At 62.1% G+C, this 13,036-nt stretch carries 5 protein-coding genes; 3 read left to right on the top strand and 2 right to left on the bottom strand.

The window, feature by feature from the left end; translation table 11 throughout:
• The first annotated feature begins 12 nt into the window (after positions 1-12).
• Positions 13-7,116, top strand: a complete 7,104-nt coding sequence (locus tag QD409_RS31620; RefSeq protein WP_430764641.1) for an MBG domain-containing protein — start codon at positions 13-15, stop codon at positions 7,114-7,116.
• 85 nt (positions 7,117-7,201) lie between these two features.
• On the opposite strand, the gene QD409_RS31615 is transcribed toward QD409_RS31620, so the two are convergent.
• Positions 7,202-7,822 carry a class GN sortase gene (locus QD409_RS31615; RefSeq protein ID WP_430764640.1) on the bottom strand — a complete coding sequence of 207 codons (621 nt, stop codon included), beginning with the start codon at positions 7,820-7,822 and terminating at the stop codon, positions 7,202-7,204.
• Positions 7,819-10,083: a marine proteobacterial sortase target protein gene (locus QD409_RS31610; protein ID WP_430764639.1), complete on the bottom strand. Its 2,265-nt coding sequence runs from the start codon at positions 10,081-10,083 to the stop codon at positions 7,819-7,821. The genes QD409_RS31615 and QD409_RS31610 overlap by 4 nt, the downstream gene beginning before the upstream one ends.
• Before the next feature lie 170 nt (positions 10,084-10,253).
• On the opposite strand from QD409_RS31610, the gene QD409_RS31605 reads away from it, so the two are divergent.
• Together QD409_RS31605 and QD409_RS31600 are read left to right on the top strand one after the other, a co-directional pair.
• On the top strand, positions 10,254-11,021 hold the full coding sequence (locus QD409_RS31605; protein WP_430764638.1) for a helix-turn-helix domain-containing protein: 768 nt from the start codon (positions 10,254-10,256) through the stop codon (positions 11,019-11,021).
• A gap of 380 nt (positions 11,022-11,401) precedes the next feature.
• Positions 11,402-13,036 carry a TIGR04028 family ABC transporter substrate-binding protein gene (locus QD409_RS31600; RefSeq protein WP_092846133.1) on the top strand — a complete coding sequence of 545 codons (1,635 nt, stop codon included), beginning with the start codon at positions 11,402-11,404 and terminating at the stop codon, positions 13,034-13,036.

Raw genomic sequence — 13,036 nt, 5'->3', positions numbered from 1 at the left:
CGCGGCGGCTACATGGCGCTGATCGGCGGCACGGTCGCCAATACCGGTGTGATCACCGTGCCGATGGGCAAGGCGGCCTTGGGTTCGGGCGAACAGGCGACGCTCGATCTGTCCGGCGACGGCTTCCTGCAGGTGGCGGTGCCGACCAAGGCAGGCGGCAGTGGGGCGCTGGTCGAGAACAGCGGCAAGATCTCGGCCCGGGGTGGCACGGTGCAGCTGACGGCGGCAGCCGCCAAGGATATGGCGCGGCAAGCGGTCAACATGTCGGGCACGATCGAGGCGAGGGGTGTGTCGGGCCGAAGCGGCGACATCGTGCTGTCTGGCGGCGATGGCGAGGTTGCTGTTACCGGCAAGATCGATGCGAGCAGCAAGCACGGCTCGGGCGGCAAGGTGCAGGTGACGGGCCGCAAGATCACGCTGGCCGGTGCGAAGATCAATGCCTCTGGCAAGACCGGCGGCGGCACGGTCAATATCGGCGGCGGGCGTCAGGGTAAGGGCACGCTGCAGCATGCGCAGACGCTGACGGTCGATGCCAACACCGTCATCCATGCCGATGCCATCACCACCGGCCATGGCGGCAATGTCGTTCTGTGGTCGGATGATCTGACGGGCTTTGCCGGGACGATCACGGCCAAGGGCGGATCACTGTCCGGCAATGGCGGCGAGGTGGAAGTCTCGGGCAAGGCGAAGCTTTCCTATACCGGTCTGACCGATCTGACGGCGGCGCATGGCTCGTTCGGCAATCTGCTGCTCGATCCCTATAATGTGACGATCTCGACGGGGACGGGCAGCAATTCCTCGGGCTTCACAGCCAGCGGCAATGACAGCGTCATCAATGTCAACACGCTCACCAATGCGCTCGCGACCGCCAATGTCACGGTGACGACGGGTTCGTCTGGCGCACAAGACGGCAATATCACGGTCACTGCTCCTATCGGGTGGAACTCGAGCGCTACGCTAACGCTGTCGGCGGCCAACAATATCAACATCAATGCTGCGATCGGTGCTGCAGCCGGCGGCTTGACGCTCGCCTCCGGCGGTACGATCTCGGCGCCCGCGGCGGTCTCGGTCGCCCGGTTCAACCTGACCTCAGGCAACTGGGTGCAGAACGCTGCAGTACTACCCAATTTTGCGACGGCGAGCTTCACGATCGGAGGCGGCGCGTTCTTGCGCATCACCGGCGGCGATGGCGGCAGTGCCTCGCCCTACCTGTTGCAGGACGTTTACGGGCTGCAAGGCATTGGTTCATTGTCGTCCTATCTCAACGCTAACTGGGCGCTGACGCGGGACATTGACGCCTCCGGCACTGCGACCTGGAACGGAGGAAGCGGTTTCAGTCCCATCGGCGTGGATGCCTCTTGGACGATCCTCAACGACCATAATGGCTACAACGCCGCCTTCGACGGCCGTAGTCACACGATCACCGGTCTGGCCATCAACCGGCCGAACATGAACGCTGCCGGCCTGTTCGGTTACATCGGCTCAAATGGCAGCGTCACGGGTCTCGGCCTGGTCGACGCAAGCGTCTCGGCGCGAACCTATATCGGTGCGCTCGCAGGCCAGAACTACGGCGCGATCAGCCAGACCTACGCCACCGGCACCATCTCGAGCTCCGGCTGGTACGCCGGCGGGCTTACTGGCCTGAACAAGGGCGAGATCAGCCAAGCCTATACCACTAGCCGCGTCTCGGGTAACGGCGTGTATTTCGGCGGGCTCGCGGGCTACAATGACGGCACGATTACCCAAGCCTATGCCACCGGTAACGTTTCGAGCAGCAGTTTCGTTGGTGGTCTCACTGGTTATAACAATGGTGCGATCAGCCAAGCCTATGCTACCGGCAGCATTTCGGGCAGCAATTTCGTCGGCGGCCTCACCGGAGATAGCTATGGCAACATCAGCCAAGCCTATGCAACAGGTGCCGTCTCGGGCAGTGGCTCGTCCGTCGGCGGTTTTGCCGGGCGGAATTTGGGCACGATTACGGCTTCCTATTTCGATACCGGCGCGACCGGCCAGTCGTTCAGTGTCGGCACAAACTCCGGCTCCGCCGACGTCACCGGCCTGACGACCGCGCAGGCGCGCAGCGCGTCGAGCTATTCGAGCTGGAATTTTTCCACCGACTGGTACCAGTCCGGCGATCTGCGCCCGATCGGTCGCTGGGAAGCGGCAGCGCCGGATGCAGACGGCGGCGTCACCATCTCCAACCTCCACCAGCTTGTGCTCACGGGTGCGAACCTCGCCGGCCGCTACAAGCTCGCGGGCAATATCGACGCCAGCGCCACTTCCGGCGCCAACACCGCGGGCATTTTTTCCACCAGCGGCTGGGTGCCCATCGGCAACGGTAGCGCCGCCTTTAGCGGCAGCTTCGATGGCGCGGGACACACTATCTCCGGGCTGACCATAAACAATGCAAGCACTGACTATGTCGGCCTGTTCGGCATGATCGGCCAAGGCGGCAGCGTTACCAATCTTGGTTTGCTCGGTGCCAGTGTCACGGGATCCAACTATGTTGGCAGCCTCGCCGGCGATAATCTAGGCACAATCAGCCAAGCCTATGCCTCGGGTAGTGTCGCCGCCAACGGCCACATTGTCGGCGGGCTCGTCGGCCAGAACGACGGGACGATCAGGCAGGCCTATGCCACAACCAGCGTCTCGGGCAGCAATTTCGTCGGCGGCCTCGTCGGCGCCAATTCCTCTTTCAGCACGATCAGCCAAGCCTATGCTGCCGGCAGCGTCGCCGGCAACTCTGCGGGCGGCCTGGTCGGCTATAACGCCGGCACGATCAGCGAGACCTGGGCCTCTGGCAGTGTTTCGGGTGACCATTACGTCGGCGGCCTCGTCGGCTCCACCATCGGCGGCACGATCACGGCCTCGTATTTCGATATGGGCACGACCGGACAGCCCTACGGTGTCAGCTACACCCCTAGCACTGCCGGCGTCACCGGCCTGACCACGACACAGGCGCGCAGTGCGTCGAGCTATTCCGGGTGGGATTTTGCCAATGTCTGGTACCAGTCCAGCGACCTTCGGCCGATCCTGCGGTCGGAAGCGGCCACTGCGGATCTAAACGGTATCATCAGTATCTCCAACCTGCACCAACTCGTGCTGGCTGGCGCTAACCTCGCCGACGGCTACAAGCTCGCGGGTAATATCGATGCCAGCGCAACATCCGGTGCCAACGCCGCCGACATCTTCTCCACCAGCGGCTGGGTGCCTATCGGCACCTACGGCACCACCTTCACCGGCAGTCTCGACGGCGCCGGCCATACGATCACCGGATTGACCATCAATCGACCAAGCACTGATTTTGTTGGCTTGTTCGGTTATATCGGCTCGACCGGCAGCGTCACCAATCTTAGTCTGGTCGGTGCCAGCGTTGCGGGCTTCGGTTACGTCGGCACGCTCGCCGGCCGGAACGATGGCACGATCAGCCGGGCCTCCGCCACCGGCAGCGTTTGGAGCAACGACGAGGACCATGGTGCCGGCGGGCTCGTCGGCATCAACCAAGGCGCAATCAGCCAAGCCTGGGCTGCGGCCAGCGTCTCCGGCTACACTGCGGGTGGTCTCGTCGGTGGCAACGCAGGTACGATCAGTCAGGCCTATGTCTCTGCGGCCGGCAGCGTTACGGCTGGCGACCGCGCGGGCGGGCTCGTCGGCATCAATGACGGCATTATCAGTCAGAGCTATTCCGCCGGCAGCGTTTCGGGCAGCTTCTACGTCGGCGGCCTCGCTGCCATCAATGGTGGTACAATCAGCCAGGCCTATGCCACCGGCAGCGCCTCGGGCAGCGGCTATTACGTCGGCGGTCTCGTCGCCTTCAATGGCGGCGCAATCAACCAAACCTATGCCACCGGCGCTGCGTTAAGCACCTACTGGAACGCCAACCTTGGCAATCTCGTTGCAATTAACGCCCCTAGCGGCACGATCACGGCCTCAATTTCTATCGACAGCGATGGGGGCGCGCCGCCGGACAGTACCGCCTTCAACGCCCGCGCTACCGCCCTGGGCTGGGACTTGGCTTCCGTCTGGGCGCCGGCCGGCTCAGGTTCCTATGCCAGGCTTTATGGCGCCTCGGACGTGATCGCAGTCAAGGCCACCTCCAGCCGCGTCTACGGCGACGCCGGCGGGACGCAGATCTCGACTTATTACGGCGTGAAGCCTGGCGATTTTGTCACCACTCCCGCCACGGTCGTCTCCAGCGCCGACGGCACCTCGGGTGTCGGCAACTACGGCGCGACTGTCAGCAACACGGCTGTGACGAGCGCCGGCGGCAGAACATACAGCTTCGTCTATCTCCCTGGGACGGAAACCGTCACGGCGCGGCCGATCACGGTAACGGCGGACGCGCAGTCGAAGGCTTATGGTGACGCCAATCCGGCTTTGACGTACACGGTTGGGGGTGCGGGCCTTGTCAACAACGACGCGCTCTCCGGCTCGCAGGTGACCACAGCAGGCCAATATTCCAATGTCGGTAGCTATGCGATCAGCCAGGGGACGCTCGCGGCTTCCAGTAACTATGCCCTGACCTATGTCGGGGACAATCTCACTGTGAATCCGCGAGCGCTGACGGTGACGGCGGATGCACTCTCGAAAACCTATGGCGATGCCAATCCGACGTTGACCTACACCGTCGGGGGCGCAGGTCTTGTCAACAATGACATGCTCACCGGCTCGCTCTCGACCTCGGCGGCGCAGTATTCCAATGTCGGTGCCTACACGATCAGCCAGGGGACGCTCGCAGCGTCCGGCAACTACGCCCTGACCTATGTCGCGGCGGACCTCACCGTGAACCCGCGAGCCTTGACGGTGACGGCGGATGCACTCTCGAAAACCTATGGCGACGCAAATCCCGCGCTGACTTACAACATTGCCAGCGGTAGCCTCGTCAATAGCGACGCACTCTCGGGCTCGCTCTCGACCGCGGCGGCGCAGTATTCGAATGTGGGCAGCTACGGCATCACTCTCGGCAGCCTCGGCAATGCCAATTACGCGATCACCTACAACGGCGCCGACCTGACGATCAACCCGCGGGCGCTGACGGTGACTGCGGATGCCCGATCGAAGGCCTATGGCGATACCAACCCGACGCTGACCTACGCGAGCTCGGGCCTCGTCAACAACGATACACTCTCCGGCTCGCTCTCGACCTCGGCGGGACAGTATTCGAATGTGGGTGGCTACAGCATCACTCTCGCTAGCCTCGGCAATGCCAATTACGCGATCACCTATCATGGCGCCGACCTGACAATCACTCCGCGAGCGTTGACGGTGACGGCGGATGCAGTGTCGAAAGCCTATGGTGACGCGAACCCGACGTTGACCTACACGGTTGGCGGTGCGGGCCTGGTCAACAACGACATGCTCTCCGGTTCGCTGTCGACGACAGTGGGGCAGTATTCGAATGTCGGTGCCTATGCGATCGCGCAGGGCTCGCTCGCGAACGCAAACTACGCCATCACCTATACCGGGGCGAACCTCACCGTGAACCCGCGGGCACTGACGGTGACGGCGGATGCGCTGTCGAAAGCCTATGGTGACGCCAATCCGACGTTGACCTACACGGTTGGAGGCGCGGGCCTGGTCAACAACGACATGCTCTCCGGCTTGCTGTGGACCGCGGCGGCGCAATATTCGAATGTCGGTGCCTATGCCATCACGCAAGGATCGCTGGCGAACACAAACTACGCCATCACCTTCACCGGTGCAGACCTGACAATCAACAGGCGGGCGATCACCGTCGCAGCCGACAATCAGAACCGTGCCTATGGCGATGCCAATCCGGCGCTGAGCTATACGATCGGCGGCGCAGGGCTCGTCAACAATGACAACCTCACCGGCAGCCTGGCGACCTTGGCGACGGCTGCTTCCGGCGTCGGCGTCTATGCTATCACCCAGGGCTCGCTTGCCGCCTCCGGCAATTACGACCTGAGCTTCACCGGCGCGGACCTGACGATCAACAAACGGGCGATCACGGTTGCCGCCAACAATCAGAACCGTGCCTATGGCGATGCCAACCCGGCGCTGTCCTACGCGATCGGCGGCGCAGGTCTCGTCAACAATGACAGCCTCACCGGCAGCCTGACGACCTTGGCGACGGCTGCCTCCGGCGTCGGTATCTATGCCATCTCGCAGGGCTCGCTTGCCGCGTCCGGCAATTACGACCTGAGCTTCACCGCTGCGGACCTGACTGTCAGCAAGCGGGCGATCACGGTTGCGGCCAACAATGCCAGCCGTGCCTATGGCGATGCCAATCCGGCGCTGAGCTACACGATCGGCGGCGCAGGGCTCGTCAACAATGACAGCCTCACGGGCAGCCTGACGACCTTGGCCACCGCCACCTCCGGCGTCGGCAACCATGCGATCACGCAGGGCTCGCTTGCCGCCTCGGGCAGTTATGACCTGACCTTTATCGGCGGCAATCTTCTGATCACCCCGCGCGCGCTCACCGTTGCCGCGAGCAACGCAAGCCGCATCTATGGTGATGCCAATCCGGTCTTCGGCTACACCGTCTCGGGCCTCATCAATGGCGACACGCTGACGGGCAGTCTCGCAAGCTCCGCCACGACCGGCTCCGGCATCGGCACCTATGCGATCGGCCTCGGCACGCTCGGCAATGCCAATTACGCMATCGGCTACACCGGCAGCAATCTGACGGTGACGCCGCGCGCGATCACGGTGACCGCCAACAACGCCAGCCGGTTCAGCGGCGTCGCCAATCCGCTCTTCACYTACACGATCGRCGGTGCCGGCCTCGTCCATGGCGACCGCCTCTTCGGYCAGCTGGCGACCGCGGCCGACCGAGTTTCCGGACCGGGCAGCTATGCCATCASSCARGGAACGCTGACAGCCTCGGCCAACTACGATCTCAGCTTCATCGGCGGCGTGCTGACGGTGACCGCCACAAGCCCGACGACGGAGCTGGCAAGCATCAACACGCCGCGCAGCTTCGCTCCCGACATGCCGCCGCTGCCGCCGGTCCAGGGGCAAGACGGCGCCCCGACCTTCGCCGGCGATGGGATGGGCAATGATCCCCGGTCTTACATCGTTGATCCGCGCTTCGACGGCACCGTCGTCTGCCTCGGCGATGGCGCGGCCTGTGTCGTGCAACCGGCGCTATGAGGCGGAATTGATGCAACGCTAACTTGGACATTCCGAACCACCTTCAACCGTTCTCATCGGCGGCAGGTAATTGGCTCGCGCTTTGTCACGGCGCGACGCTTTCGTCGAGATCGGCGTAGACCAGATAGCGAAGCGGACCCGATGTCACGGCATCGAAGGGAAAGCATGTCGCCAGAACGAGGTGAACGCCGCGCGCGTTCGGATCGATCTCGGCCTCGTCCCAGCGCGCTACGGCCATGTGTGTTACGCGGAACATAACGGATCGGCCATCGCGGCGCGTGATGCGGATCTGGTCGTTTTCCTTGATATCTTTGAGGAAAGCGAAGTGCGTATCGCGGTGCGCGGCATAGACTGCCGTACCTTCCTCGCCCGCCTGTGGTGTATTGTCGAGATGTCCCGGACCGAAGGCGAGCGCCTGGCCGCTTGCGCCCTTGAGCGCTACGGCGGAAACGCCAAGGCGCGGAACCTCGATGCGCGCCACCGGCCAGGTATCGGCCCAGCTCCAGGGCTTGACCGGCAAACCAGTCGTCATGCTTTGTGCGAAGGCTCGCTCCAATAGAGCCTGCGCAACGGCCGCTTTGGCATAAATCCATCCTCCCTGTGCGGCGACGAATAGACCGATCGCAATCAAAATGCCGGCGGCGGCGATGAGAAGGGAGCGCGCCGGCGCGCTCCCCGTGGTTTGGATGCGATCGGCGGCGATCATGGCTTGCTCCTCCGCGATGCGCAGGCCAGAAGCGATGCCCCGAGCAAGAGAGCAAGCAATCCCTGAAGAATGAGGCGCTGCCCAGGTGTTGCAGTCTGCGGCAGGGGAAGGTTCGGCGCAGGGGGTGCGGAGATCGGCTCGACCTGCATCTCCGCGTCGCCGTCGACACCTTGAGACTTATCGCCCGTCTGATGCCCCTTGCCGTCTACCTTTGCGTCGCGGGTGGCGCCGACGCCAAGGAGCGTCTTGTAGTCCCAGCCGGCGGGCAGCTGCAGGGGAATGTCAGCTTCAGTCAGCGGCACGTTTGCAGGGCGCAGGCGCTTGGCATCGACTGCAACAAGGCTGGTCAGGCGTGTGACCAGATGGTGATCGAGCGCCAGTTGAAGAATGCGCTTGTCCGCTTCCGTCTGCGTGATCTTGCCCAGGGTGTGATTGACCTCGGCATCGTCGATCTGCCGGCGTGCCCAGATCTTGGAGATGCCCCTGGCATTGCTTGCCTGATCGAGCGGCAGCGAGATCGTCCACGGCCGGTCGCCGATCATTCCGCTGACGGCCAGGGTGCCGGCGGCTTTGCCAATGCGGGCAGCCAGGACCAGCGGTTCGCCATGATAGAGGTCGGGCAGAAGGTTGGGTGACAGGCTGACGTTCTTTTCCGAAAAGACCGCCACGACATCGGTGACGGCTGGGTTCTCCAGCTTGTCGAAGAGGGTGCGCATGCGTTCGTTCACTTCGGCAACCGAACCGATATGGGTGAAGCTGCCGCGGCCGAGTTCGGCGGCACGGCTCATCAGGTAGGTGTTTGGCGCCGAACCGATGCCGACCATGAAGATGCGCGAGCGTCCGCGTGACTTTGCGATTGCATCGAGAAGCTGCTGCTCATTGTTGACTTCGCCGTCGGTGAGGAAAACGACCTGACGCAGTCCATTGGCCTGATGGCTGTCGTCGAGCGCTGCGTTGAGCGGCGGCAGCATTTCCGTTCCACCGGCAGCCTCCAGGCCGGTGACGAAGCGGCGGGCCGAGGCGATATTGTCAGCCGTTGCCAAGACCGAATCCGGGAAGAATTTGGTCATGGTGTTGTCGAAGCGAATAACATTGAAGCGATCGCTCGGCTCGAGCCGGGAAAGAGCATAATCGAGACTCGCCCTTGCCTGTTGGATCGACGTGCCGCCCATGGAGCCGGAATTGTCGATGACGAAGACGATTTCGCGATCGGCCTTTTGCGGCGTCGCCACTGCCGGCGGCGTCACATAGGCAAGCACGTAGTCATCCTTGCCGACATGCTCGCGGAACAGGCCGACGCTTGGCACATTGCTGGCGACTACGTTCCATTCGAGCACAAAGTCGCGGTCGGCCGTCGCGTCACCGTCCAGAGCGATCCGCCGTGCGCTGTCGTTCAACCTGTCAATCTTGACCGTGTGATAAAGACTTCTGATATCATCGAGCGGAAAGCCGGCATTGAGATTGACCTTCAGCGTTACAGGGTTGGTGCGAGCACTGCCCGGCGCCATCAGGGGGGTGGAGACGGGCTTGTCGCCGGCCTTCCGAGACTTGCTGTCCTGGGTTCGTCCCCAGCCGGCCTTCAGGTCGGCTTGCTGCGTGATCGGCGATGCACCCTGCGGGCTGTAGCGCGGTGCGACGACCAACGGAACTCGCAGGGAAAAGCGGCCATCCGCCAGGCGTACCGCCTGCTGATATTCGATCTGCACGACGATCTTTTCATGCGGGCCTATATTGGCGACCGCATTGGTGAAGACATTCGGTTGCTGCTGCTCCACCAGAGCGGCTCTCTTCCCCTGTTTGCGAGCCTGCTCGTAGATGGCGCGCGCGGCCTGCTTCTCCTTGATGTCGGCGACAATGACCCGGTTGCCGACGATCATCTTCAGGGAATAGACGGCGCTGTCTTCCGGCAGAGGGAACACATAGAGGGCTTCGACCCATTTGTCGGTCGAGTTCTCGAAGGCCTGGGTGAGAACCGCGCGTGCCGTCGGGCCGTTGACGTCGATGTCGACATCGGTAGCAAGGCGTGGGGCCTCGATATATTTGCCCTCCTGCGTCGTCTGCAGGAGAAGGCTGCCGGCGCCCATCTCACTCGGCGTGACGAAGGCTGCCGGCTGGGCGTGCGATTCCAGGGGGTGAAGCAGCGCGAAAATGACGGCAAGCACCGGTAGCAGGATCGCATTGCTGAACCATAGTAACAGGCCGAATCTCATGAGGATGGTTCGCCGGTGTTGGTGGCGTAAGATGCTTGGCGAGGCGGACATGACAGGCTCCTTTATTCGCTGGAGAATGACTGAAGCCATTGTCAACAAAGGCTATTTTCTCGCCAGCGTAAGCTTTGCCCTGTTTCGTCCGCATCTTGCCGCAAACGGTCTTGTCGCTGGCGGGTATGTGTGGAATTGTGAAGAGAATTACGCAATCAGGAAACGAGTGCATGGTTCAGGGCGACCCGTATCTATCCGATCATCAGAACAGTGCGGTGGCAGAGCGGGTTCGCGAAGAGATTGCTCGGCGGCGCATTTCCCGGCAGCGTCTCGCCAATGATGCGCGCATCAGCCTTTCGACGCTGGAGAAGGCTCTTTCCGGACATCGCCCGTTCACGCTTGCGACCATCATTCGTCTGGAGCAGGCGATGGGGGTTGTCCTGCGCGAAGCCGGAGGGGCACGATCGACACCGGTCAACGACAAGCGCGGTCATGCCCCGGAAGAACTGGGCGCCTATTCCCGCGCTTCGGTTTCATGGCTTGAGGGCGCCTATCTGACGCTTCGGCCATCCTTCGGGGATCCGAAGGCGATTTTTGCCTATTGCACGGAGATCGCCTGGAGTGGAGAAAGCACGCGCCTGAATTTTATGGAACGCGAGCGCAGCGACGCCTCGTTTTCACAACAGGGTTCGGTATCGGTTCCGCATCTGTCGGGGCACATCTATCTCGTGACGAATTCGTCCGGGCAATATCGGATGACGATTTTGTCCCGTCCCAGCATTACCGGTGAGATGTTCGGTCTGCTGACGACGTTGCGCGCCGGGCAGGGTTCGCATCTCACCCCGGTGTCGACGCCACTGGCCCTGTTGCCGATCTCGAGCTTCGAGAAGCCCTCCTATGGCCGCGTCACGGCCAGCGATGAAAACCACGCAGCCTATTCTTCGATCCTCAGCAAGGCGATTGCGGAGAACTATGCCGGATTTGTTGGATTGGGCTGAACCGCCGGGTCTTGTCGTTTGGGACGGCTAGGCGGGCGGGCAAGGCCTGGCGGTGTTCGGGTGCGAGGAAAGGTGCTCATATACCGGGCAAAGAGCATGCCGCCCGTTCCGCCCGTCGGGATGATGTCCTTTAATGGCAGGCCGGCGGCGTCCCCTTGGTCTGACCGTCATAACTCGAGGGTGCTGCGCTGCCCATCGAACGGCGAGGCGATCGCACCCGTCATCAGGCCGACGAGACAGCAAGTTGCAGATGAACGGAAACTTGGCGGATGTTATTTCAACGGTCTTGCGAAAAATAGAAGACTAATTCCATGGACTATATTGGATTAGTCAAATGCCTCCTATACCCTCGGTGAGCATTCAGTTTTCGAGGGATTTCAATGACGATCGCAGCCAATTTCAAGGCATTTACTCTGGCTGCCGGCCTATCGTTGCTTGCTTCATCGGTCGCATTCGCCGCCGATGAGGGCAAGCCCGTACAGGGCGGCACGCTGATTTACCTGGAGCAGCAGGCCCATACCAATCTTTATCCGCCGGCCGGCGGCTTCTACCCGAACGGCGGCATTCTGAACCAGATCACCGACAAGCTGACATATCAGAACCCGAAGACGCTGCAGATCGAGCCCTGGATTGCCGAATCCTGGACGGTCAACGACAAGGCCACGGAATACACCTTCAAGATCCGCAGGGGCGTGACCTTCTCCGACGGAACACCTGTTGATGCCAACGCCGTTGCCAAGAATTACGACACGTTCGGCCTCGGCAACAAGGAGCTTAAGCAGCCGGCCTCCGAGGTGATCAACAATTACGATCACAGCGAGGTCGTCGATCCCCATACCGTCAAGTTCTACTTCAAGAAGCCGTCGCCCGGCTTCCTTCAGGGGACGTCGGTGATCGGTTCCGGCCTCGTCTCGCTGAAGACGCTCGCTTTGTCTTTTGACCAGCTGGGCGATGCGACGAAAATCATCGGCTCCGGCCCCTTTGTCGTCGAGAGCGAGACGCTCGGCAAGCAGCTCTCGCTGAAGGTACGTTCCGACTACATTTGGGGTCCGGCCAAGTTCGAGCATCAGGGCCGCGCCTATCTCGACGGCATCAAGTACATCATCACCGGCGAAGACAGCGTACGTATCGGCGCGCTGCTTTCGGGGCAGGCCGATTTCATTCGCCAGCTTCAGGCCTATGACGAAAAGCAGGTGAGCGATCAGAGTTTTGCGATCTATGCCGCGCCGACGCGCGGGGTGAACGACAGCGTTGCCTTCCGGCCGGATAACCCGCTTGTCGCCGATCTCAAGGTGCGTCAGGCGCTGCTGCATGCGACTGACAGCAAGGAGATCGTCGACACGCTGTTTTCGGTGAATTATCCGCAGGCAAAGTCGGTGATTTCGTCGGCGGCGGCCGGGTACGACGATCTGTCTTCGAAGCTCACCCACGATCAGGCGCTTGCCGAAAGGCTGCTCGATGAGGCCGGCTGGAAGAAGGGTACGGGCGGTGTACGCCAGAAGGACGGCAAGCCGTTGTCGCTCGCCGTTTATGAATCTCTGCCGCAGCCGCAGAACAAGGCGGTCTTGCAGCTTGTCGCCCAGCAATGGGCCAAGATCGGCGTCAAGCTTCAGGTGCTTGCCGGCACCTCCGGAAATCTGGTCACCGACAATGTTGATCCGGCAAAGACGCCGCTGGTTGTCGCCGAAGTAGGCCGCGCCGATCCCGACGTCATCAAGAGCCAGTTCTATCCGAAGAACCGCGACGCGCTTCTCCAGAAGGGTGGTCTCAATGCCAAGGCAACCTTCTCGGACGACAAGTTGAACGGCCTTCTGGAAGCCATCGCTTCGGAGACGGATCGCGACAAGCGCTTGGCGGCGGCAAAGGCTGCCCAGGATTATCTGCTTGATGCCGCCTACGTCATTCCCTTCTTCGAGGAGCCGCAGGTTTTTGCGGGAGCTGCCTACGTCAAGGGCGTGGCCTTCGAAGCTGTCGGCCGGCCCTCCTTCTACAGCGTCTGGCTTGCCGCGCACTGA

The sequence above is a fragment of the Rhizobium sp. BR 315 genome, from assembly GCF_050577975.1.
GTDB classification, from domain to species: Bacteria; Pseudomonadota; Alphaproteobacteria; order Rhizobiales; family Rhizobiaceae; genus Rhizobium; species Rhizobium miluonense.
Note: the sequence above shows the minus strand (reverse complement) of the source record. Positions and strands in the feature narration are given on the sequence as shown.

Bases quoted from the DNA above. Each gene is read 5' to 3' on its own strand.
- QD409_RS31600 (WP_092846133.1), top strand. From the start codon at position 11,402: ATGACGATCGCAGCCAATTTCAAGGCATTTACTCTGGCTGCCGGCCTA.
- QD409_RS31610 (WP_430764639.1), bottom strand. From the start codon at position 10,083: ATGTCCGCCTCGCCAAGCATCTTACGCCACCAACACCGGCGAACCATC.
- QD409_RS31615 (WP_430764640.1), bottom strand. From the start codon at position 7,822: ATGATCGCCGCCGATCGCATCCAAACCACGGGGAGCGCGCCGGCGCGC.
- QD409_RS31605 (WP_430764638.1), top strand. From the start codon at position 10,254: ATGGTTCAGGGCGACCCGTATCTATCCGATCATCAGAACAGTGCGGTG.